The 22487-nt window shown below is 64.5% G+C and carries 26 protein-coding genes; 22 read left to right on the top strand and 4 right to left on the bottom strand.

Features of this window, described 5'->3' with window-relative positions:
* The first annotated feature begins 2 nt into the window (after positions 1–2).
* The 6 genes from mnmE (at position 3) to AB1402_01560 (ending at position 6263) form a co-directional block, all read left to right on the top strand.
* The gene (gene mnmE, locus AB1402_01535; GenBank protein MEW6540282.1) at positions 3–1385 is read left to right on the top strand and encodes a tRNA uridine-5-carboxymethylaminomethyl(34) synthesis GTPase MnmE; all 1383 of its coding nucleotides are present in this window, start codon (positions 3–5) and stop codon (positions 1383–1385) included.
* Positions 1386–1393: 8 nt separating this feature from the next.
* Complete coding sequence (mnmG, locus tag AB1402_01540; protein ID MEW6540283.1) at positions 1394–3352, top strand: tRNA uridine-5-carboxymethylaminomethyl(34) synthesis enzyme MnmG; 1959 nt, start codon at positions 1394–1396, stop codon at positions 3350–3352.
* Positions 3288–4010: a 16S rRNA (guanine(527)-N(7))-methyltransferase RsmG gene (gene rsmG / locus AB1402_01545; GenBank protein MEW6540284.1), complete on the top strand. Its 723-nt coding sequence runs from the start codon at positions 3288–3290 to the stop codon at positions 4008–4010. Before mnmG ends, rsmG begins: the two co-directional genes overlap by 65 nt.
* Positions 4011–4137: 127 nt before the next feature.
* Entirely contained in the window at positions 4138–4902 is a 765-nt protein-coding gene (locus AB1402_01550; GenBank protein ID MEW6540285.1) for a ParA family protein, read from the top strand.
* The gene (locus AB1402_01555) at positions 4895–5770 is read left to right on the top strand and encodes a ParB/RepB/Spo0J family partition protein (protein MEW6540286.1); all 876 of its coding nucleotides are present in this window, start codon (positions 4895–4897) and stop codon (positions 5768–5770) included. Before AB1402_01550 ends, AB1402_01555 begins: the two co-directional genes overlap by 8 nt.
* Positions 5771–5942: 172 nt before the next feature.
* The gene (locus AB1402_01560) at positions 5943–6263 is read left to right on the top strand and encodes a hypothetical protein (GenBank protein ID MEW6540287.1); all 321 of its coding nucleotides are present in this window, start codon (positions 5943–5945) and stop codon (positions 6261–6263) included.
* Between the two features lie 55 nt (positions 6264–6318).
* Here AB1402_01560 and larC read toward each other — a convergent pair whose 3' ends face one another.
* Genes larC through larE form a run of 3 tightly spaced genes read right to left on the bottom strand, consistent with a single transcriptional unit; the run spans position 6319 to position 8546 of the window.
* Positions 6319–7542, bottom strand: a complete 1224-nt coding sequence (gene larC, locus AB1402_01565; protein MEW6540288.1) for a nickel pincer cofactor biosynthesis protein LarC — start codon at positions 7540–7542, stop codon at positions 6319–6321.
* A complete protein-coding gene (locus AB1402_01570; protein MEW6540289.1) occupies positions 7539–7703 on the bottom strand; it encodes a hypothetical protein in 165 nt (54 codons plus the stop codon). Before AB1402_01570 ends, larC begins: the two co-directional genes overlap by 4 nt.
* 45 nt (positions 7704–7748) lie before the next feature.
* Positions 7749–8546 (bottom strand): ATP-dependent sacrificial sulfur transferase LarE, encoded by a 798-nt coding sequence (larE, locus tag AB1402_01575; GenBank protein ID MEW6540290.1) that lies wholly within the window; start codon positions 8544–8546, stop codon positions 7749–7751.
* Between the two features lie 161 nt (positions 8547–8707).
* Here larE and AB1402_01580 point away from each other — a divergent pair, with 161 nt between their 5' ends.
* From AB1402_01580 to AB1402_01590, 3 genes are all read left to right on the top strand, one after another.
* The gene (locus tag AB1402_01580; protein MEW6540291.1) at positions 8708–9202 is read left to right on the top strand and encodes a DUF4446 family protein; all 495 of its coding nucleotides are present in this window, start codon (positions 8708–8710) and stop codon (positions 9200–9202) included.
* A gap of 100 nt (positions 9203–9302) precedes the next feature.
* The gene (locus AB1402_01585) at positions 9303–9938 is read left to right on the top strand and encodes a phosphoribosyltransferase family protein (GenBank protein MEW6540292.1); all 636 of its coding nucleotides are present in this window, start codon (positions 9303–9305) and stop codon (positions 9936–9938) included.
* Positions 9939–9983: 45 nt separating this feature from the next.
* The gene (locus AB1402_01590; protein ID MEW6540293.1) at positions 9984–10247 is read left to right on the top strand and encodes a YkuS family protein; all 264 of its coding nucleotides are present in this window, start codon (positions 9984–9986) and stop codon (positions 10245–10247) included.
* Here AB1402_01590 and yyaC read toward each other — a convergent pair.
* On the bottom strand, positions 10240–10875 hold the full coding sequence (gene yyaC / locus AB1402_01595) for a spore protease YyaC (protein ID MEW6540294.1): 636 nt from the start codon (positions 10873–10875) through the stop codon (positions 10240–10242). The two genes, AB1402_01590 and yyaC, sit on opposite strands and share 8 nt — an antisense overlap.
* A 106-nt stretch (positions 10876–10981) precedes the next feature.
* On the opposite strand from yyaC, the gene AB1402_01600 reads away from it, so the two are divergent.
* From AB1402_01600 to AB1402_01660, 13 genes are all read left to right on the top strand, one after another.
* Positions 10982–12052 carry a hypothetical protein gene (locus AB1402_01600; GenBank protein ID MEW6540295.1) on the top strand — a complete coding sequence of 357 codons (1071 nt, stop codon included), beginning with the start codon at positions 10982–10984 and terminating at the stop codon, positions 12050–12052.
* 42 nt (positions 12053–12094) lie between these two features.
* A complete protein-coding gene (locus AB1402_01605; GenBank protein MEW6540296.1) occupies positions 12095–12766 on the top strand; it encodes a CvpA family protein in 672 nt (223 codons plus the stop codon).
* 36 nt (positions 12767–12802) lie between these two features.
* Positions 12803–13015: a DUF951 domain-containing protein gene (locus AB1402_01610; GenBank protein MEW6540297.1), complete on the top strand. Its 213-nt coding sequence runs from the start codon at positions 12803–12805 to the stop codon at positions 13013–13015.
* 2 nt (positions 13016–13017) lie between these two features.
* Complete coding sequence (ychF, locus tag AB1402_01615) at positions 13018–14106, top strand: redox-regulated ATPase YchF (GenBank protein MEW6540298.1); 1089 nt, start codon at positions 13018–13020, stop codon at positions 14104–14106.
* A gap of 599 nt (positions 14107–14705) precedes the next feature.
* The gene (locus AB1402_01620; GenBank protein MEW6540299.1) at positions 14706–15377 is read left to right on the top strand and encodes a hypothetical protein; all 672 of its coding nucleotides are present in this window, start codon (positions 14706–14708) and stop codon (positions 15375–15377) included.
* A 383-nt stretch (positions 15378–15760) separates the two neighbouring features.
* Positions 15761–16048, top strand: coding sequence for a 30S ribosomal protein S6 (gene rpsF / locus AB1402_01625; protein MEW6540300.1), 288 nt, complete (start codon positions 15761–15763; stop codon positions 16046–16048).
* Between the two features lie 19 nt (positions 16049–16067).
* Positions 16068–16487: a single-stranded DNA-binding protein gene (ssb, locus tag AB1402_01630; protein MEW6540301.1), complete on the top strand. Its 420-nt coding sequence runs from the start codon at positions 16068–16070 to the stop codon at positions 16485–16487.
* A 60-nt stretch (positions 16488–16547) separates the two neighbouring features.
* On the top strand, positions 16548–16775 hold the full coding sequence (gene rpsR, locus AB1402_01635) for a 30S ribosomal protein S18 (GenBank protein MEW6540302.1): 228 nt from the start codon (positions 16548–16550) through the stop codon (positions 16773–16775).
* Between the two features lie 157 nt (positions 16776–16932).
* Positions 16933–17844 carry a DUF2232 domain-containing protein gene (locus tag AB1402_01640; protein ID MEW6540303.1) on the top strand — a complete coding sequence of 304 codons (912 nt, stop codon included), beginning with the start codon at positions 16933–16935 and terminating at the stop codon, positions 17842–17844.
* Positions 17841–18287, top strand: a complete 447-nt coding sequence (gene rplI, locus AB1402_01645; protein MEW6540304.1) for a 50S ribosomal protein L9 — start codon at positions 17841–17843, stop codon at positions 18285–18287. The genes AB1402_01640 and rplI overlap by 4 nt, the downstream gene beginning before the upstream one ends.
* Complete coding sequence (gene dnaB / locus AB1402_01650) at positions 18284–19612, top strand: replicative DNA helicase (GenBank protein ID MEW6540305.1); 1329 nt, start codon at positions 18284–18286, stop codon at positions 19610–19612. The genes rplI and dnaB overlap by 4 nt, the downstream gene beginning before the upstream one ends.
* A 62-nt stretch (positions 19613–19674) precedes the next feature.
* The gene (locus tag AB1402_01655; GenBank protein ID MEW6540306.1) at positions 19675–21051 is read left to right on the top strand and encodes an NAD(P)/FAD-dependent oxidoreductase; all 1377 of its coding nucleotides are present in this window, start codon (positions 19675–19677) and stop codon (positions 21049–21051) included.
* A gap of 128 nt (positions 21052–21179) precedes the next feature.
* On the top strand, positions 21180–22472 hold the full coding sequence (locus AB1402_01660; protein MEW6540307.1) for an adenylosuccinate synthase: 1293 nt from the start codon (positions 21180–21182) through the stop codon (positions 22470–22472).
* The last annotated feature ends 15 nt before the right edge of the window (positions 22473–22487 follow it).

A 22487-nucleotide genomic window follows, 5' to 3' on the forward strand; every position in this document is an offset into this window, starting at 1 on the left:
GGTTGCTGCACGACACCATCGCCGCCGTGGCCACGCCGCCGGGAGAAGGGGGCATCGGGATCATCCGGATCAGCGGACCCGGCGCCTTGGACGTGGCCGGCCGGGTATTCAGGCCGGCGGGAAGGAGAGAATGGCGGGCGGGCCGCTTCCAGATGTACTACGGGCATGTGGTCGATCCGGGAACCGGGGAAACCGTTGACGAGGTACTGGTGTCCGTGATGTGCGCCCCAAAGAGCTACACCCGGGAAGACGTGGTGGAAATCAACGGCCACGGCGGGGTCTTGGCCCTGCAGCGGATCCTCAAGTTGGTGCTGGATTGCGGGGCCAGGTTGGCCACACCCGGGGAGTTCACGCAGCGAGCCTTTTTGAACGGGCGGTTGGACCTGGTCCAGGCGGAAGCCGTTCTGGACGTGATCCGGGCGCGGACGGGCTCCGGGCTTCAGGTGGCGCTGAGCCAGTTGCGCGGTGCGCTATCGGATAGAATCGGGGCGGTACGGGAATCCCTGTGGCAGGTGCTGGCCGAAATTGAGGCCAGCATTGATTTTCCGGAAGAAGACGACGTGCCGAAAACCGGACTGGAAGCGCTGGCTGATCGTCTGGCCGCGCTTGAAAATGATTGCGCCCAACTTCTGGAAGGGGCCGAGGCGGGAAGGGTGTACCGGGAAGGGCTGGGGGTGGCCATCGTTGGGAAACCGAACGTGGGCAAGTCTTCCCTGCTCAACGCCCTGCTCCGTGAAAAGAGGGCCATTGTCACCGACATACCCGGCACCACCCGGGACGTCATCGAGGAAACGGTCAACATTAAGGGTCTGCCGGTGCGCCTGCTGGATACCGCCGGCTTAAGGGAGACCACGGACACCGTGGAGCGGCTGGGCGTGGCCCGGACCCGGGACGCGGCGTCCGGGGCCGATCTGGTGGTGGTGGTTTTGGACGCCGCCACCGGACTGGAGGACGAGGACCGCCGGGTACTGGCGCTGGTCCACGGGAAACCGGCGGTGGTTCTGATTAACAAGGTCGACCTGGCGCCGGCCGGAATCGATCCGGAGGCCGTACGCGCCCTGGTGGACGGACCGGTTTTGAAGGCGGCGGTGACTGAAGGCCGCGGCCTGGCGGAGCTTGAAGAAACGATTGCCGGTCTGGTCCTTGGCGGGCGGGTGACCGGACAGCACACCGTGCTTGTCTCGAACGTCCGGCACCAGCACGCCCTGGAGCAGGCGGGGCGCCACCTCGCGGAAGCCGGGTCGGCGGTGGTCTCGGGGATGCCCCTGGAGATGGCGGCGATCGACATCCGGAACGCTCTGGAGGCGCTTGGGGCCATCACGGGCGAGACGGCCGCCGAGGACCTTTTGGACCGGATTTTCAGCAATTTTTGTATCGGCAAGTAGGTGGAACAATGGCGTACACGGCGGGGAAGTATGAGGTGATCGTGATCGGCGGCGGGCACGCCGGGTGTGAGGCGGCGCTGGCTGCGGCGCGCCTGGGCTGCCGCACCCTGTTGCTCACGCTGAGCATTGATTTCGTGGCCTTGATGCCCTGCAACCCGGCGGTCGGCGGGCCGGGCAAGGGCCACCTGGTGCGCGAAATCGACGCCCTGGGGGGCGAAATGGGCCGGAACACAGACCGGGCGGCGATCCAGGTAAGGATGCTGAACACGGGCAAGGGCCCGGCGGTGCGGGCCCTGCGGGCCCAAACCGACAAGAGGCTCTACCAGGAGGGCATGCGTTCGGCCGTCGAGGGCCAGCCCCTTCTCGACCTGAAGCAGGCGATGGTGGAAAAGATCATTGTGGACGGGAACGCGGCCCGGGGCGTGGTTACTCGTACCGGGGCGCGCTTTCTGGCGCCGGCGGTGATCGTGACCACCGGCACCTACCTGCGGTCGCGCATCCTGGTCGGAGAGACCAGCTATGAGGGCGGCCCCAACGGGCAATTCCCCGCGGTTGGCCTGGCGGCAAACCTTCGGGACAACGGCTTTGAACTGGGGCGCTTCAAGACCGGTACGCCGCCGCGGATCGACCGGCGCACGGTGGAGTTTTCCCGGATGGCCCCTCAGCACGGCGACGAAGACGGCCCGGGCTTTTCCTTTGCGGCGGACTTGCGTGACCAGAAGCGGATCCAGGTGCCTTGCTGGTTGACTTATACCACCGCCCGGACGCACGAGATCATCCGCGAAAACCTGGACCGTTCCCCGCTGTATGCCGGGATCATTCAGGGCACGGGGCCCCGGTACTGCCCTTCCATCGAAGACAAGGTGGTGCGGTTTGCGGACCGGGAGCGCCACCAGGTGTTTGTGGAACCCGAGGGCCTCAATACGAACGAAATGTATGTGCAGGGGATGTCCACCAGCCTGCCCGAGGACGTGCAACTGATGTTGGTCCGCAGCCTGCCGGGGCTGGAAAAGGCCCAGATCGTCCGCTACGGCTATGCCATTGAGTATGACTACGTGGTACCGACGCAACTGGCGCCCACGCTGGAAACGAAGGCGGTCTCAGGGCTTTTTCTGGCCGGGCAGATCAACGGGACCTCCGGCTACGAAGAGGCGGCGGCGCAGGGAATTGTGGCCGGAATCAACGCCGCCCAGTTCGTGAAGGGCAAAGAGCCCCTGGAGATCAGCCGCGCGGAAGGCTACATCGGGGTCCTGATCGATGATCTGGTCACCAAGGGCACCCGGGAGCCCTACCGGATCTTTACCTCGCGGGCCGAGTACCGGCTGGCCTTGCGCCAGGACAACGCGGACTTAAGGCTGACCGAGCGGGCCCACCGGATCGGGCTGGTTACCGGGAGGCGCTACGAACGCTTCGCGCGCAAGCGCGACCAGGTGCAGGCCGAGCTGGAACGCCTGGACCGGACCGTGGTGCCGGTGGAGGGCCGGGTGCAGGACTGGCTGGCCGCCCGGGGGTCAGCGCCGCTGTCCAGGCCGTGCCGCCTGTCCGAGCTGTTGCGGCGGCCGGAAATCCGGTATGCCGACCTGGCGGGGCTCGGAGCGGCCGATCCGGGGACGGCGCCGGACGTAGCGTCGGAAGTGGAAAACCAGGTCAAGTATGCCGGCTACATCCAGAAGCAGGCGGCCCAGGTTTTGCGGTTTGAAAAGCTGGAAGCGCGGCGGATACCGACTGATCTTGATTATGCACAAGTCCGCGGTCTTTCAAGCGAGGCGGCCCAAAAGCTGGCGGAAATCAGGCCTGTGTCCGTCGGCCAGGCCGGGCGTATCTCCGGGGTAAGCCCGGCGGACATCGCGGTGTTGCTGGTGTACTTGGAGAAGAGGCGCCGCCGGGAGGAGGAAGAAAGGGATGGATCCGCAAGCGCTCGGCCTCCTTCGGGAAGGGGCGGCAAGCTGGGGTCTGAAACTGGATAACCGCGAGGCGGCTTTGTTTTCCCGATTGGCGGATTGCCTGTCCGCCGGGTCCGCCCGGCTCAATCTGACCGCGATCACCATCCCGGAAGAGATTGTGGTGAAGCATTTCCTGGACTCCCTGGCCGGCCTTCAGGTAATCGACCCGGCGGTCGGCAAACGGATCATAGACGTGGGCAGCGGGGCCGGATTTCCCGGACTGCCCTTAAAGATCGTCCGGCCGGAACTGGAACTGACGCTTCTGGAGTCCAGCCGGAAAAAGGCCGGCTTTCTGGAAGCCACCGTCCGGGAACTGGGCCTGGAGGGCGTGTTGGTGACGGGCATGCGGGCCGAGGAAGCCGGGCGGGATCCGGCCCACCGGGGGAATTATCACTGGGCCGTGGCGCGGGCCCTCGCCCCGGTGAGCGTTCTCGGCGAGTACTGCCTGCCGTTTTTGCAGGTGCCGGGCGTCTTGGTGGCCTACAAGGGGCCTGCGGTCGGAGCCGAATTGGCCCGGGCGCGGCACGCCTTGGCTGTTCTGGGGGGTGTGGTGCGCGAAGTTCTGGAGTTTAAACTGCCCGGCGTGGAGGACCGGCGTTCTCTGGTGGTGATCGAGAAGACGGCCTCTACCCCGGAACGTTTTCCGCGGCGCGCGGGAGCGGCCGCCAAACGTCCCCTGTAGACCGGGGCCGGTTGCGGCAGGATTTTCATAACCGCCTGTGGAATTAGCGGTGTTGAACACCGGTTTTAGCCCCGCCTGGAATCCGCGGGTCGGCATACACCCTGATCCTGTCGCGGGAGGTCAGTTCTTGGGCAAGGTTATCGCGGTCACAAACCAGAAGGGCGGCGTGGCCAAAACCACCACCTGCGTGAACCTGGCCGCGGCCCTGGCACTCAACAGCAAGCGGGTGCTGCTGGTGGACATCGATCCCCAGGGCAACGCCACCAGCGGCACGGGGTTGAACCGGAACAGCCTTAAGCGGTGCATCTACAACGTCCTGATCACCGGGGATCCCCTGCGTAACGTGACGCACGCCTGCGCGTCCGTTGCGGGCGTGGACGTGGTGCCGGCCACGCTGCAACTGGCCGGGGCGGAGATTGAGATGGTGGGCATGCCGGAGCGGGAACTCCTCCTGAGAAAGGCGCTGGGCAAAGTCCGCGGCGGCTACGACTACACCTTGATCGACTGCCCCCCCTCACTGGGGCTTCTGACCCTAAACGCCTTGGGCGCCGCCGATTCGGTCCTGATTCCCATTCAGTGCGAGTACTATGCCCTTGAAGGCTTAAGTCACTTGATGAGCGCCGTACAACTGGTGCAGCGCCGGCTCAACCCGAGGCTTGAGATCGAGGGGGTGCTCCTGACCTTGTTCGACGGGCGCACGAACCTGGCTATTCAGGTGGTGGAAGAGGTCAAACGGCATTTCGGAAACAAGGTTTACCGGACGATTATTCCGCGCAATGTGCGGCTGAGTGAGGCGCCCAGTTTCGGTATACCCGTGGTGGTATATGATCCGAAATGCCGGGGGGCCGAGGTGTACGGCGATCTGGCAAAGGAAGTGATGGAACGTGGGTAAGAAAAGAGCCCTGGGAAGAGGGCTGGACGCCCTGTTGCCCGGATTGCGGGTGGAGGCGGCCGCGGCGGCCGGAGAAGGACTGCGGGAGATACCCGTGGACCGGATACGGACCAACCCCCGCCAGTCACGCCAAGTGTTCGACCAGGAGCGCATGGCCGAACTGGCGGCGTCCATCGCCGAAGTGGGGCTGGTGCAACCGGTGGTGGTCCGGCAGTCCGGGGACGGGTACGAGCTGATCTCCGGGGAACGGCGCCTGCGCGCCTTTGTGGCGCTGGGCAAAAGCAGTATCCCGGCCCTGGTCCGGGAGTTGCCCGAAGCGCAAGTCGCAATGGCGGTGCTGATCGAGAACATTCAGCGGGAGAACCTGAACCCGCTGGAAGAGGCGGTCGCCTACCGGCGACTCGTGGATGAGTTCGACCTGACCCAGGAGGAGGTGGCGCGGCGGGTGGGTAAGAGCCGCGTGCACGTGACCAATACCCTGCGCCTGCTTTCTCTCCCCTTGCCGGTGCAGGAGGCCGTCGGTTCGGGGGCGCTTACCGCCGGGCACGCCCGGGTGTTGGGGGCGCTGGATGACGCCGCCCGTCAGGTTGAGCTGGCGCAGCGGGCGGTGGCCCGGGGCCTGTCGGTGCGGGCGCTGGAGGAAGAGGTGCGGAACGTGGCCGCTCAGCCCTCCCCCTCCGGAGGGGGGCCAAGGAGCCGCACGGAAAACGGCCTGAGGAACCTGCTGCGGGAGCGTGCCGGTGCGCTTGCCCCGCGGGTGAACATCCGCGGCGACCGGAACAAGGGGCGCCTTGAAATCCGCTACCGGAACGAACGCGAACTTGAAGAAGTGCTGGATTGGCTGGCCTATGTTTCACGTAGAACATGACGGTGAAACAAATGGGCGAGATCTTTTACGCTGGCGGTAGTGACTGCCACCGTGGGCGTTTCACGTAGAACATGGCGGTGAAACATGGGTGGGCTGAATGACGGATTGCAATGGCGGTAGGCTGGCCTATGTTTCACGTAGAACATGACGGTGAAACAAGTTGGTGGGAAAGATGCGTGAGCTGGAACAGGGGCTTCTCCTGGGCATCTTGATCGGCGAGGGGCACTTCGGCGGCGACGGCCGCCAAGCGCATATCACGGTGCGCATGCACTCCCGGAACCGGCCCCTCTTTGAATGGCTCATGCAGGTGGTTCCCGGTTCGCGCCTGTACGGTCCGTACCGGCACGGCGGGCGGGACTACTGCCAGTGGATGGTGCGGGGGGCCGCGCTCCGGGAGCTTTTGCCGGTTCTCGACCGCCTTCCCCTCGGCGAGATCAGCCCCGACACCCACGCGCGCTACCGGCGGATGAAGGAAAGCTACCGCCTGCCCTAGCTAGATACAGGTCGCCCGGTCAGTGGAGCCCGGGCCGTTCTTGGATCCCAGGGCATTATTCTTGCTGCTCAGCGGGCAAGCCCTCGTGCTGCAGCAGGGCTTCCGCCGCCCGTTCAGCCGCCGTGCTGACGGTGCGTAACGGGACGCGGTGCTGGAGCGCACACGTGCGGCAATCCTCGAATTCGGGCTTCAACCGCAGCACCCGGCCATCCAGCAGGGCCATCTTCACCCGTACCGGACCGTAAGCCGTGTCCACCGTCAGCATCCGGCGGTCCAGAACAACCCGGTCCTCACGGCGCACACGTAGGCCCAGCGTGCCGGTTTCCTTCAGTATAACCGTCACCAATGAATTCCATTCATCCGCGTCAGCGATGACCGTCAGCTTGATCCCCGGACGGCCCTTTTTCATAATCAGGAGGGTCAGGTACGCGTCCAGCGCTCCGGCGGCCAGGAGCCGCTCCAGGACGTACGGGTGGTGTTCGGGATTGACATCGTCCAGCACCGTTTCCAGGACGGTGACTTGCCCCTCCGTCCGGAGGCGGCTTGGCAGCGGCGGTCCGGCCCGGCCCAGCACCGCCCGCAATAGGTTCGGGAAGGGAAGGGTCGCGGTCCCGGCTCCGTACCCGACCTCTTCGACGATGAGGCTCGGGAAGCCGCCGGCCGTCGAAGCCAGGGTGACGGCCAGGGCTGCGCCCGTCGGCGTGACCAGTTCCGCCTCGACTGCGGCGGGGCGGGTTGGCAAGCCGCGGATGAGCTCGAGTACGGCGGGGGCCGGCACCGGGAGCGTGCCGTGGGCGCACTGCACGAAGCCCCTGGACAGCGGCAGGGGTGAGAGCCGCACCTGCTCCACCTGCAGCAAATACAGGGCGGCGACTGTGCCGACGACTTCGACGATAGCGTCCACCGCGCCCGTTTCGTGGAAGTGGACCCGGTCCGGAGAGACGCCGTGGACCCGGGCCTCGGCCCGGGCCAGGCGGGCGAAAACCCGGGTCGCGTCACGGGCCACCGGTTCCGGCAGCCCGCCGGCCCGGATGATCTCCAGGATGTCGGGCAGGCGGCGTTCGGGCTGTTCCCGGCCGGTGAGCACCTTGACCTTGGTGGCCCGCAGGCCGCCTCGTTTCTCCTCGCGCAACTCCAGCGTCCAACCTTCGAGAGGGAGTCCGGAGAGCACGGCCCGAACCTCGTCGGGCGGGGCTCCGGCGTCAAGCAGGGAACCCAGGGCCATGTCCCCGCTGATTCCGGCAAAACAATCCCAGAAGAGGAGGCGCACGTCATTCATTCCTTCCGGAGCGGATAATGGCACCGGCCAGGGTGATGATTCGGGCGGGCAAAGCCGAGTTCCTCGCAGGGCAGGATCCGGAGCGCCTCGACGGCCGCCTCCACCGTCACGCGGCCCGGTGCCACGTCCTGGAGGATGGCCGCCAATTTTTTCTTGTTCACGGTGTGCGCCCCCATTATAATGAGTGCAGGGTTCGACGCGCTTTGTCAGGACTCCCCATCGAAGCTTCCCGTCCGGTAGCCGGCGATGTCGGAGGTGACGAAAGTAAAGCCGAGGGTCCGCAAGTGATCGAGGACCAGGTCCCGATGGGGCGGGGTCACCAACCGGGTCAACTCGGACGGGTCGACCTCGATCCGGGCCAGCTCCCCGTGGTGGCGGAGCCGTACCGTAGAGTACCCGAGTGCGCGCAAAAACTCTTCGCCGGCCCGGACTTGTTCCAGTTTCTTCGGCGTGAGCGGGTCGCCGTAGGGAATGCGGGTGGCCAGGCAGCTCTCCGGCGGCTCGTTTCCGAAGTCCAGACCCAAGCGAAAGGCCAGGGAGCGGACATCCTTTTTTTCGACCCCGGCCTGAAGCAGGGGGCTGACGACGCCGAACTCGGCCGCGGCCCGCAGTCCCGGACGGTATTCGCGCGCATCTGAGGCGTTGGTTCCGTCGATAATACCAGTGAGGCCTTTGGTGCGGGTAATGTCCCGCAAGGTCTGGAACAAAAGCGACTTGCACCGGTAGCAGCGGTCGCGGGGGTTGGCCAAAAACAGGGGATCGGCGAGTTGACCGCCCGGGAATTCGAGGTGATGAACTCCCAGCCGGGCCGTCAGGGCGAGAGCCCGCCGCCGGTCGGCGCGGGCGTAGATTTCGCCCACGGCCGTAGCGGCCGCCACCCGCTCTCCGAGCACTTCCCGGGCCAGGCACAGCACTACGGCCGAGTCAACTCCGCCCGACAGCGCCACGACCACACCGTCGAGTTTCCTGATTATGGCGCGGACACGTTCGTCGTTTCCAGACACTGGTCATCCGGCCTCCCGGTTGCAGTGTAGAGCAGTCCGGGGGTGCGTGTCAAACGCAGAGATTGCCGCAGTTTAGCGTACCGCTTCCGGAGTTGCAGTGTAGGGCAGCCCGGGGGTGCGCGTCAAACGGGGCCTGAACGCCCGATAAGGAGTGGAATGAATTGCCTGCGGGCACTTTCGAGATCTTGATTGGAATGGTGGGGCTGCTGGCCCTTCTGAACATTGTTCTTCTGCTGGCCCATCGCCGCATGGCCGGGCGGTTGCGCCGTTTGTCCCAGTTGCTGCGGCTGACTGACCGGGGCAGCCTGGACGAGTTGGTCAACACATTCGCCCTCAATATCGAAGAAATAAACCGCAAGCTGGACGGCGTGGCGGCCTGGCAGAGGGCCGCAGATGAAACCCTGGCGGGTTGCGCCAGGACTCCGGTGATGCTCCGCTTCTGCGCCTTTGAAGGTGTGGGCGGCGATCTCAGCTACTCGTGCGCTATCCTGGACGGCAAGGGCGACGGCGTGATCCTGACCGCCCTGCATTCGCAGAACGCTTCGTTTTCCTACGGGAAACCGGTGGAGGGCGGCCGGTCGGCCTACCAGTTCAGCACCGAGGAACAGGAAGCCGTCGGGCGGGCGATGAAGAACGCTCCCCCAGGTGACGGATAAGCCTGCCGTCCCCGTCGCCGTCTGGCTGGAAGAGACTCACATCTACTCGACCCTTTTTTCGGAGGGATAAGGTCTATTTTCGGAGGGAGGAGGTGGTTCGGTGTTTCGGGACCGGGTGGACGCGGGTCGGCGGCTGGCGGCCCGGTTGGCGGAGGAAGATTTGCCCGGCGGGCTGGTGCTCGGTATTCCCCGCGGCGGGGTGGTGGTGGCCGCGGTGGTGGCCGCGGAGCTGGCCCTCCCGTTGGACGTTATTGTGCCGCGCAAGATCGGTGCCCCGGGTAATCCCGAGTTGGCCGTGGGCGCGGTAACCCAGGACGGCACCGTGATCTATAACGAGCAGTTGCTCCGGAGATTGAGGTTGAAAGCAGAGGACCTTGAAGGCCAGGTGCGGCAGCAAATCAAGGAGATTGAGCGTCGTACGGCCCTTTACCGCGGGTCCGGCGCTCCTCCCGCGTTAACCGGGCGGACCGTCATCCTGATTGACGACGGCATCGCCACCGGGTACACGGTGCTCGCCGCCCTGCGGTCCTTAAGGCGCGCCGGGCCGCGAAGGGTAATACTGGGTGTGCCCGTGGCCCCCCCGGAGACCCTGGAACACCTGAGGCCGGAGGTCGATCAGCTGGTGTGCCTGGAGGCTCCGGAAGATTTCTACGCCGTGGGCCAATTCTATCTCCACTTCGACCAGAATTCGGACCAGGAGGTCATCGGCCTGCTCCGGGCCGGCCGAAACGCATAAAAGCGCCCGCCGCCCACATAATAAGGGCGACGGAGGTGAAGTTTCTTGCGAAAGAGAGTGGCGATCGCCGAGGGCCTGACCGGACTGGACGACTTCTTTCACCGGCGGGGCTACACGGTCGTGGCTCCGGACGAGGCGGACAAATCGGTGGCGCTCGTAATCTCGGGGGCCACCCGTGATTTCACCGGGGTGCAGGAGCGGGCGCTCAAGGTGCCCGTGGTCAATGCCGAGGGCAAAACCCCGGAGGAGATATTCAGCCAAGTCGAAAGGATTTCCAAGATCGCGACCCCGGAACCCAGGCTTATATAGCCTGGGTTCCGGCTATTCCGGCCTCATGCAGGCCCGGTTCGGTAATTACAGGCGGCCTCTGTTGGGATGCCAGCAGCCTCAAGCCGGTACAGACCACGTCGGAGATGCGCATTACCATATTCAGCCGGGTGTTCTGGAGCACCGTGAACTCCATAAAGCCGCCGACATTGACCACCCCTGTAATATGGACGTCGCCCACGGGCGGCAGCTCCTTTTTTACACCGGCGCCGGGCCGCAAGGCGCCCGCGGCGATATTGACGCAACCGACACTCTCCAGTCTGCCGAGGCAGGCGTCCACCGCGATAATGAACGGATCGGCATATTTCCGGCTGATGGTTTCCATTGCTTCCTGCAGGTTCGTGGCGTGAACCGGTTGCGCGAGCGTTCCGTACACCCGGAAGAAATTCTGGTCCAGGCTTTCCACGCCCGAACCGATCAGGGGTCCGAGGCTGTCGCCGGTTGAGCGGTCCGAACCGATGCACAGCAGGATCACCGGCCTGCCCTTGTCCACGTGCTCGAGGTGGCGTCCAAGCTTGTCGGCCACCTTGGCCGGCGCGTTCGGGTCGTCTATGTGAATCCGCGTCTGGGCGGTATCATTTTCAATCTTGTAGAGGGTGGTTTTTTTCATGGATGGTTCTCCCTTCGTGTACACAATTAAGTAATATATTTATTGCCGTCACCAGGAACGGTTATACCGAAAAGGCAGGGCATAACATGCCTTGAGGTGTCCTGATTTGCGCAGCGGCAGCCTGAAAGTGGCGGTTCTTTACATCGGTGGAGTGATTGGGGCCGGCTTTGCCTCGGGTCAGGAAATCCTGCAGTTCTTCGCGGTCTTCGGCCTCCGGGGACTCTGGGGTGTGGCTCTCGCCACCGCCCTATTTGTCTATCTGGGGGTTGTGGTCCAGACCACCGCCGTGCGGCTCAAGTCCACTGGTTACCGCGAGGTGCTGGAACATCTTTTGGGCCGGGGTCCGGCTGCGGTGGTGGATTGCTTAAGCATGGGCATGCTTTTGGTGGGACTGGGAATAATGTTCGCCGGCAGCGGGGCCGTTTTTCAGGAACAACTGGGCTTGCCCCCGGCCGCCGGGGTGCTGGTGCTGGCCGTACTGACCGCGGCCATCCTTTGGGGCGGTCTCAACGGGGTCGTCGCTGTCAACGCTTTGCTGGTTCCGCTGAAGCTGGGACTGGTGATCGGCGTGGCGCTGCTGGTGCTCGTGGGGGCCTGGGGCGGTCCCGGTCCGTCCGCCCACACGGTTCCGTCACCGCCGGGGCTGCCGGCCGGCAACTGGGCCTGGGCCGCACTGTTGTACGTCTCCTATAATATGGTGGTCCCGGTGGCCGTGCTGTCCACCCTGGGGCGGCACCTGAGCCCGCCGGAAGCCGTCTGGGGCGCCGCGGCGGGCGGGGTGCTGCTCGGCCTGGCCGCGGGGGTGGTGGCGGCGGCGATTCTCGCCCATTACGGTGAGGTCCGGCCGTACCAGGTGCCCTTGCTGTACCTGGCGGGGACGGTGCATCCGGTCGTGGGGACCCTGTTTTCGGTGGTGATCTGGCTGGCGGTGTTCACCACCGGTATCGCCAACGCCCACGGATTTGCCGGCCGGCTGGCGCGGCCAGGTTCGGGCGGCTACCGGTTGGCCGGGATTGGAGCGGTCCTGATCATGGTTCCGGTCGCCCTGCTCGGGTTTGCGGATTTGGTACGGTTCTTCTACCCGCTCTTCGGGCTGGTCGGCCTGGTGTTGGTGGGAGCGCTGCTCTGCCGCCCGGTGGCAGGGTTTTGGCGGGCAAAGGCGAAAACAATCACTTAAAGGTTTGGTGCACCATAGACTTTTTGAGAGTGAGATGGGCGCATGAACTGGCTGGACGGGGGACTGGTTATTCTGCTGGCCTTCAGCGCCTGGCGTGGTTTCGTCCGGGGTTTCGCCCGCAGTGCGCTGGGAGTGGTGGTCTTTGTTCTCGGCCTGTTCGTGGCGTTCAAGTACTACCGTCCCGTTGCTGAATACCTGGACCGCCGGTTCGGCCTGGGAGCCGGACTGGAGGAGACGGTGGCCGGCCTGGTGGCCGGGAAGGAAGTGCCCGCGGCTGCTCCCGCCGGGCAACCGGTCCCGGTTCCGCAGGACCTCGACGGGGTAACCGGCCTGGTCGACCAGTTCCTGGCCGGGCAACTCGAGGGGACGGGCCGGGAGGTGATCGCCTCCACGGTGGCGCCTTCGGCGTTGGACGCGGTTGCCTTTGTCGGCTTGTTTTTCGCCGCGGCCTGGCTGGGGGGAGTCATCCTCTCGCGCGTGCCCCACCTGCCGCTTCTTGGACCCATCGATCGGGCCGGGGGTTTCTGCTTCGGTTTGGCCCGCGGATTCGTGTGCGGGCTGGTGGCCTTGGTGGCGCTGAAAATCTTCAGCCTGCCCAGCGCCTTTCTCGGCCCGACCTTTATTTCCGGCGGGCTCGACGGCTCACAGCTGGCCGCGGCCTACTTCGCCTTTCTGCACTACATCTGGGCGTTCTTCATTCCGGTATCCCGGTAGTTGCGTGCGGTTTGCTCCGCCAGGAGGCTTTGAGCCTTGATTCCGAAGTTCGAAGTGGGCGACGTGGTCGAGATGAAAAAGAAACACCCCTGTGGCGGGTGGGAATGGGAAGTGCTGCGTACCGGCGTGGACTTCCGCTTGCGCTGTTGTACCTGCAGCCGGGTGATTTTGCTTCCCCGCCCGCAATTCCTCAAGGGGGTCAAGCGCATCACCGGGGTTGCCGGAAGGGGTGAAGGGCCGTCAAGTTAGGAATCATCGGCCTGCCCAACGCCGGGAAAACCACTCTTTTCAACGCCCTCACCGGAGCCGGGGCGGCGGTCGCGCCTTACCCGTTCTGCACCATTGAGCCCAATGCCGGAACGGTTCCCGTCCCCGATTCCCGCCTGGAAATCTTGGCCCGGATGGTCCATCCGGAGAAGATCACCCCGGCGTCCGTCCACTTGGTGGACATTGCCGGCCTGGTACGGGGCGCCTCCCGCGGGGAAGGGCTCGGCAACCGTTTCCTGGCTCACATTCGTGAAGTGGACGCGGTCGTGCACGTGGTCCGCCTGTTTGCCGACCCCAAGGTGAGCCACGTCGAAGGCGTCGCGGACCCGGTCCGCGACGTGCAGACGGTGGATACCGAACTTTGCCTGGCCGACCTGGAAACGATCGGCCGCCGCCTGGAACGCATCGAGAAAACGGCCCGTCTCGGTGACGCGGCCCACCGGTCCGAGGTGGCGGTCTTGCGCCGCATGGAAGCCGGACTCAACGCGGGCCTTCCGGTGCGCCGGCGGCCGCCGCCGGATGCCGTGGAGAGCAAGTACGCCCGGGGGCTGCACCTGCTTACGGCCCGCCCCGTGGTCTACGTCGCCAACGTCTCCGAGGCCGACCTCGGCCGCGCCCCGGCGCCCGCGCTCGCCGCCCTCTGCGGGCACGCCCGTGCTGAAGAGGCACCCGTGGTGGTGCTTTCGGCCTCTTTTGAGTTTGAACTGGCCGGACTGGAGCCGCCCGACCAAAAGGCCTTTCTCGCCGACGCCGGACTGACGGAACCGGGTGCACGGGCCCTGGTCCGGGCGGGCTCTCACCTTCTCGGCCTGATCACCTTCTTCACCACGCGCCGCCCTGAACTGCGGGCCTGGACGGTCAGGCGGGGCACGACGGCGGTGGAGGCGGCCGGAAAGATCCATACCGACTTCGCCCACGGCTTCATCCGCGCCGAAGTCCTGCCCTTCGCCGCACTGGAGAAAGCCGGCGACCTGAGCGCGGCCCGGGAGCAGGGCGGCATTCGCCTCGAAGGCCGGGACTACCGGGTTCGGGACGGCGACATCATCCACTTCCGGTTCAACGTCACGAGCTGATCAATCCTGCCTTCCAGTTGTTGACAAGAAAGGCTGCATGTGGACGGGCTGAGGGCTCCGGATGAGCGCGAGGGTGCTATTGTGCGTGGATCAATCCAGAGCAGGCTTGCGGCTGCATGGTATCATATGGAAAAACGCCGGTCCCGGGCGAGGGGGGTGGTGTTGGTGAAAGAGAGGATCAGGTCCCCTTCTTGAATGGGTTGATAAGACAAATCCGAAAACAACTTCATAAACAAAACCCCGGCGGCAGGTTCCAGCAGGCCTGCCACGTCAGCCGGGGCCGAAGATGCCCGTGAGGCACCGGAGAAGGGCCTCACGCCTGGGGTGAAAGCAGGTGGTCGGCAGGCATGGTTGGCGGCCGTTCAGGTGGCGCAGCGCGCGCGTGGGCCTGAACCCGCCGCCGCTGAGGTCCTTCCGGAGACCGGGGCTGCAGCCGGGACATTGGCTGCAATTACCTACTCGAATCCGGGTTGCGTGAACCGAGGTCATTTATGGCAGGCCCAGCACGGCACTTTTGGATGTGGCAAGTATCCCGGGGAAGGCCGGGTTGGGCAGCGGGCCGCCCGCCGCAGGCCTTCCCGGAGGGGAGGATTGAAGTGATGTCCAGAATGGTGGATGTTGATCATAAACGGGTTCGAAAGTACCGAGTCCGGAGTCGGCGCCGGGACGGCCGGATAACGGCAGGCGCCGAGAAAGCGGAAACGGCCAGGTGGGCTTGTGTGGATTTGGGCACAAGCTACCGGGATGCCTACCGGGACGAAAGAAAGACGCCGGAGAGAGCCGAATACCGGCCGAAAGAACGGTCGGAGCCGGAGGAGCCCTTGTGGGACGAGCGCCATGAGCCCGACCTCGACTACTACTACGACGAGGAGCCCGACGATTTCTACCAGCCCCAATCCAGGCGCGAGGGGATACTCGCCTTGACCGGTCGTTGGGGGGCTGAACTAGGATACCGGTCCCTGGACCGCATCGGCCGGATAAGAACCGGCGGCTTGAAAGGACTCGCCGTCCTGGCCGGCGTCTTTGCCTTAGGCCTTATTATGGAGAGTCAGCTGCATTTTTTGGGGCGGGCGGCTGACCTGCTGGTGACTGCCGCGCTGGCGCTGCGTGGTTGGCTCAACCCGGGGGTTCCTGCCGTTCTGGTATTGACCGGCGCGGTCGCGGTGACCGGGGCCTGGTTGTTGAAGTGGGCCTTGCGCAGGCCCGCGGAAGCCCCGCGCCCCCGGAAGCCGGCATCCATCCCGCGGACCATGATGGATCGCCACCGGTAAAGGGCTCCAACTTAAAAAAGAGAAATCCACTTTTTCCTCAGCACATCGAGACCCTCCGGAAGACCGGAGGGTCTCCCGCCTTTTTTCGCGGGCGACAATGCTCCCGGACCGAGCGGCCTCACCACGGCCTTTCGCCAAACAGGGCAAAAAGGCCGGCCGGATTTGGCGCGGCGGCTGCAGGACTGACGCACGATCTTGGCTGGTCAAGGCCCAGTGGGGATTCCGGGACCGGCAGCGGCCGCGCGGGCGCTTCGCCGCGTTTATTCCCGCGTTTTTTCCTTGACGCTCCGGCGGAATTGGGCTATCATATGGAAGAGTCTGCCCTTCGTTTTTCCGCCCTGCCCTTTCGGGGGCCGTTAGTCCGTAGGGAGGAGGTGTAGTAAGTGCGGCAGTACGAGGTTATGTACATCCTGAAACCGGACCTGGAAGATGAAGAGTCAACACAGCTGATTGAGAAGTTCGGCAAGATCATCACCGACCGGAATGGCGAAATCACCGAACTAAACCGCTGGGGCAAGAGGCGTCTGGCCTACGAGGTCAAGGATTACCGCGAAGGCCATTACGTGGTGATGAAATGCCGGGCGGAGCATGCCGCGGCCCAGGAACTGGACCGGGTGTTCAGGATCACGGACGGGTTGCTTCGGCACATGATCATCCGCGAGGATCAATAACCGAAACGGCGGTGGGATTATGTTGAACAAAATAATCCTGATCGGGCGCTTGACGCGGGATCCCGAACTCCGGTATACGCCGGGCGGGACCCCGGTGGCCGGGTTCACCGTGGCGGTCGACCGGCCTTTTGTGGACAAACAGGGAAACCGGGGTACCGATTTCATCGACGTGGTGGCCTGGCGCAAACTGGGAGAAACCTGCGCGCGGCATCTGGGCAAGGGGCGGCTCGTGTGTGTGGAGGGGCGCCTGGAGTTGCGGTCGTACGAGGACAACCAGGGCGTCAGGCGCAAGGTGGCCGAGGTGGTCGCCGACAACATCCGGTTTCTGGACGGACCAAGGGGTCAAGGCGCACCACACGACCAGAAGGATACCGGTGAGGGTCAGTCCTACCGGAACGAAATCGATTTCTCGGACGACGATGAACCACTGCCGTTTTGAAACAGAGAACCATTGAATAGCTTTTGAATAGCTTTCTCTTTCGTTTAAGGAGGTTGGCGAATGAAACGTGACCGGGGTCGGCGCAAGAAGAAAATCTGCAGCTTTTGCGTCGACAAGATCGCGGTTATCGATTACAAAGACACGCCCCGGCTCAAAAAATACATCACCGAACGCGGCAAGATCCTGCCGCGGCGGATCACCGGGAACTGCGCCCATCACCAGCGGATGCTCACGGTTTCGATCAAGCGGTCCCGGAACATGGCCCTGTTGCCCTATAGCACCGACTAAGAAGTCCTTGGAGACGTGCTTGCACCGACCACCGACCACCGACACAGATCCGCACTCGAAAGCGCCGCTCATCCGGCGCTTTTCCCACGGGCCGAAAGGTGTCAGCGGCGGACCCAGCGAATTAGTGAGCATGTTTCACGTCAAGAGGCCACGCGGGGTGATCTTTTTGTTCAAGCCGGGGGACCTGCGCGAAGGGGTCTTCCTGGTCCTGGCTTTCGCCGTGCTGTCCGCGGCCGGCATCCTGCTGCCGCTGTTGTTCCCTTTTTGCGGCCTGGCGATTACGGTGCTGACGGGTATGGCCGCCTACCGTCACGGTGCCTGGTATGCGGTGATGGTCCTCGGTGCGGCTGCGCTTCTGACGGCGGTGCTTTTCGGAGCCTTCATCACGTTGATGATCCTGGCGGAGTCGGGCATTCTGGGGCTTTTGTTCGGGCTTCTTTTTAAGAAAGGCGTGGCCCACCGGAAGATTCTGGCCGCCGGACTGGTGCTGGCCGTATTCCTGGCCGTGATCAATATCGCCTCCTTCCTGGTGCTGGGGGAAAACCCCTATGAGCTGGCAGCGGCGGCGCTTATGAATGAGAATCATTCCGAGTCCCGGGAGCAGGTTCTCCCGGTGGTGGTGATGCTCCTGCCCGGGGGCTTCGTCGCCTGGGCCGTCGTGGCCGCCTGGGCCGGGTTTTTCCTGACCGCCGCCGGCCTGAAACGCCTGAACCACCTGCCGGAACCGGAACCGGAACTGCACCGCTGGCGGCTCCCGTGGCCTTTCATCTGGGTGGTGACCGCCGGCCTGGCGTTGACCCTGGGCGGCGACCAGTGGTCGTTCGGGGCGGCGGCCGTTACCGGCCGGAATCTCCTGTTCATCGCCGCTGTAACCTATATGCTGGCGGGTTTCTCGCTGGCCGCTTACCTGTACCGTGAGCTTACAGCGCCGCGGTGGCTGAAGTTCGTGCTTGTGGCGGGAGCGGTGCTCAACTGGCCGGTAACCGCGGTATTCTTGATTTGTGCCGGTTTTCTGGACGCCTGGGTGGATTGCCGGGCCTGTTTCGAGAAAAGGAGGCGGGAAATGTGAAAGTGGTGCTGCTAAAAGACGTGGCCGGTCTGGGCAGCCGGGGCCAAGTGGTGAAGGTGGCCGAGGGTTACGCCCGCAACTTCCTCATCCCCAAAGGGCTGGCCGAGGATGCCACACCGGGCCGGGTCAAGGAACTGGCCAAGCTGGACCAGGCCCGGATCGAGCGGGTCGAGCGGCTGACGGCCCAGGCCCGTAAGGTGGCGGGCAAGTTGAAAGGGCTCACCGTGCAGATCCCGGCACGGGCCGGGGAAGGTGGGAAGCTATTCGGTTCGGTGGGAAACAAGGACATTGCCGCCGCGCTGGCGGCCCGGCACAACCTGAGTATCGACCGCAAGAAGTTGGAGTTGAAAGAGCCCATCAGAAGTCTGGGCCGATTCCCGGTGCTGGCCCGTCTGCATCCGGGGGTGCAGGTCGAGTTTGAAGTCGAGGTCGTGGAGCAATGAGGCCCGAGCGGATCCCGCCCCAGAATATCGACGCCGAGCAAGCCGTGCTCGGGGCGCTTTTCCTGGAACCGGAAGCCTTCTACCGGGTCGCGGACATCATTCGGCCGGGGGATTTTTACCAGCACGGCCATCGCCTGATTTACGAGGCGGCGGTCAGGCTGCAGGAGGACGGGGAACCGGTTGATCTCGTGACGGTCACCGACCGGCTCCGGCGTGAAGGGGTGCTGGAGAAGGTCGGGGGTGCGGCGTACGTGGCGTCGCTGGTTGAAATGGTGCCGACGGCGGCCAATATCGAGCATTACGCCCGGATCATCGAGGAAAAGTCGCTCTTGCGCACGCTGATTTTTGTAGCGGCGCGGATTTCCGAGATGGGGTACGACGAGCGGGAGGCGGCCGACCGCCTGGTGGACCAGGCCGAGCAAATGATCATGGAATTGGGCGCGCGGCGCACGCCCGGGTCCTTCGTGCCGCTGAAGGACATTCTGGCTCACGCCCTGGAGCGGATTGAGAGAACCTATCATAACAAGGGCCGGATTGCCGGCCTGCCCACCGGTTTTGCCGATCTGGACCGCCTTTGTTCGGGACTGCAACCCACCGACCTGATCATCCTGGCGGCGCGGCCGAGCGTCGGCAAGACGGCGCTGGCTTTGAACATCGCTTACGAGGTCGCGGCCCGCCAGGGCCTGCCGGTGGCCCTCTTCAGCCTGGAGATGGGGAAGGAGCAACTCGTCAACCGGCTGCTCTGCGCCGAGGGCCGGGTTGATCAGAACCGCCTGCGGACAGGAAACCTGCGCGACGAAGACTGGGAACGGTTGTCCGAAGCCGCGACCCAAGCTGAGGCCGTGCCGCTTTTCATTGACGACACCGGAGGCGCCTCCCTGCGTGATATCCGGGCGCGGGCGAAAAGGTTTCAGGCCGAAAGGGGGCTCGCCCTGGTGGTCATCGACTACGTGCAGCTGATTGAGCCAAATAAGCGCGCGGAGAACCGCCAGCAGGAGATCGCCCAGATCTCCCGGGGTTTGAAGGAGTTGGCCAAGGAACTGGACGTGCCGGTGCTGGCCCTCTCCCAGTTGTCCCGTGCCGTGGAGCAGCGCCAGGACAAGAGACCGCTTTTATCCGACCTGCGGGAGAGCGGCAGCCTGGAGCAGGACGCCGACGTGGTGATGTTTATCTACCGTGAGGAACTGTACAACAAGGAAACCGACCGGAAGGCCATCGCGGAGGTCATCGTGGCTAAGCAGCGCAACGGGCCGACCGGCAAGGTGGAGCTGGGCTTTTTCAAGGAGTTCCCCCGCTTTTTCCCCCTGCGGAAGGAGCCCGAATAGTTTGACTTGCGGGGGGCTTATTTGCTAAAGTTTAAGCGCCACAAGGGTGCGGAGTTGAGCAAATGTACGACGTGATTATCGTGGGCGCGGGGCCGGCGGGGATATTCGCGGCCCTTGAGCTTGTAGCGGCCAAACCGGATCTTTCAATAGTGATGCTGGAAAAAGGGCGGGACATCAAGAAGCGGGTCTGCCCGTCCCGCCAGGCACAACTGCCCTGCCGCCACTGCACTCCCTGCGCCACACTCTGTGGGTGGGGCGGCGCGGGGGCTTTTAGTGACGGAAAGCTGACCCTTTCGCCCGAAGTCGGCGGGGCCCTGGAAGACTACGTGGGGCGTGAGGCGCTGGAAGACCTGATTGCCTACGTGGACGGCATCTACCTGCGCTACGGAGCGCCCGAAGAGGTGTACGGACCCGCACACCGGGAACAATTCGAGGAGCTGCAGAAAAAGGCGACCCTGGCCGAACTCCGGTTGGTACCGTTGCCCATCAGGCATTTGGGGACCGGGCGGTGCGGTGAAGTTTTGCAGGAGATGTACGAACACCTGCAGCAGCACGTCGAGATCAGGACGGGTACGGTTGTCCACCAGATCCTGACCAGGGACGGCCGGGTGGCCGGGGTGGAGTGCGCCGACGGCGAAGTGCTTGAAGGCCGCTACGTCATCGTGGCTCCCGGACGGGAGGGCGCCGGGTGGCTGAACCGCGAGGCCCAGCGCCTGGCCGTTCCCACCACCAACAACGCCGTGGACATCGGGGTCCGGGTGGAATTGCCGGCCGTGGTCATGGAGCCCCTGACCCGTCTTTTCTACGAATTGAAATGCACCTACATCTCCCGCACCTTTGAAGACCGGGTGCGTACCTTTTGCATGAACCCCTACGGCGAGGTGGTCATGGAGAACAACGACGGCCTGATCACCGTGAACGGTCACACCCACGCTTACAATAAAACGGAAAATACCAATTTCGCCATTTTGGTCAGCAAGAACTTCACGCAGCCCTTCAAGGAGCCGATCGCCTACGGCCGGTATATCGCCCGCCTGGCGAACCTCCTGGGAGGCGGGATCCTGGTCCAGCGGCTCGGAGACCTAAACGCCGGGCGGCGGAGCACACCGGAGAAGATCGACCGGGGAGTGGTCAGGCCCACACTGGCCGAAGCCACGCCCGGAGACTTGAGCCTGGTTTTCCCGTACCGGCATCTCCTGGGGATCGTAGAGATGCTCAAGGCGCTGGATCTGATCGCCCCCGGCGTCTACTCGCGCTACACGCTGCTCTACGGGGTCGAAGTGAAATTTTATTCCTCCCGCCTGGCGCTCAACAGGAGTCTGGAAACACCCATCGCCAACCTGTTCGCGGCCGGAGACGGGGTGGGGGTGACCCGGGGTCTGGTACAGGCTGGAGCTTCCGGAGTGGTTGCCGCCCGGGAGATACTGAGAAGAGTCTAAGACCGAAATGATTTGCGGAAAAATGAGGGAGTACGGTAACCGTTGTGCCGGTAGGCCGGCTGGCCGGCCGGCGGCGTGCAGTCCGCACTAGTTGCCGGCCCCGTCATACTTGAGGAGGAAAGACCGGATTGTCGACCGTAGTGCTCGTTGGCGCCCAGTGGGGAGACGAAGGAAAGGGGAAACTGACGGACTACCTGGCGCGGCAGGCGGAGTTGGTCGTCCGCTACCAGGGCGGAAACAACGCCGGCCACACCGTGGTGGTCGAAGGTCAGGAGTTCAAACTCCACTTGATTCCCTCAGGTATCCTTCATCCGGACAAGGTATGTGTGATCGGCAACGGGGTGGTGATCGATCCGGGGGTGCTGCGCCGGGAGTTGGAAGTGCTCCGGGCGGCCGGCCGGCCTCTGGCCGCGCTTTACATCAGTGAGCGCGCGCACGTGATTATGCCCTACCACCTTCAGTGCGACGAGTTGGAGGAGGACTGCCCGGACAGCTTGCGCCGCATCGGGACGACGCGCCGGGGTATCGGTCCGGCCTACACGGACAAACACGCCCGGGAGGGTCTCCGGGTGGTCGACCTGCTTGAACCGGGAGCGGAGGAGAAATTGAGACTCACCACCCGGCGCAAGGGTCAAGTCTTGGCGAAGATCCACCAGGCTTCGGGCCCGGACGCCGAGCGGGTGGCACAAGAATATCTCGACCACGCCGAAACGCTGCGGCCTTTTGTGCGCGACACCTCGTTGCTGGTGCACGAGGCGGTGCGGGACGGCCGGAACGTCCTGTTCGAGGGGGCCCAGGGCACCTTGCTGGACATCGACCACGGCACGTACCCGTATGTAACCTCCTCGAACCCCACGGCCGGGGCTGCGGCGGTCGGAACGGGCGTCGGTCCCCGGGTGATCGACACGGTGATCGGGGTAACCAAGGCTTACACCACCAGGGTGGGCGAAGGGCCGTTTCCCACCGAGTTGAGGGACGAAGCCGGTGAACACCTGCGCGCCGTGGGCCGGGAGTATGGCACCACCACCGGCCGGCCCCGGCGGTGCGGCTGGTTGGATACTGTAATCACCCGGTATGCGGCCCGGGTCAACAGCCTCGACTACCTGGCGGTCACCAAGCTGGACGTGCTGACCGGGCTGCCCGTGCTGCGCGTCTGTCGCGCCTATCGCTACCAGGGGCGTGAGATCGGAGATTTCCCGTCACGGTTGTCGGTGCTGGCCGACTGCGAGCCGGTCTACGAAGAACTCCCGGGCTGGACGGAGGACCTTACCGGGGCGAAGTCCTTTGCGGAACTGCCGTCGGCGGCGCGTGCTTATCTGGACCGCCTGTCGGAACTGACCGGGGTGCCGCTCGGCGTGATCAGCGTGGGTCCCGGACGCGAGCAGACCCTGCCCCTGGTGGACTTTTTCCGCCGCCGCTGACCGATTCACCGGCGT

Source organism: Bacillota bacterium, assembly GCA_040757205.1.
GTDB lineage: Bacteria > Bacillota > Desulfotomaculia > Desulfotomaculales > Desulforudaceae > Desulforudis.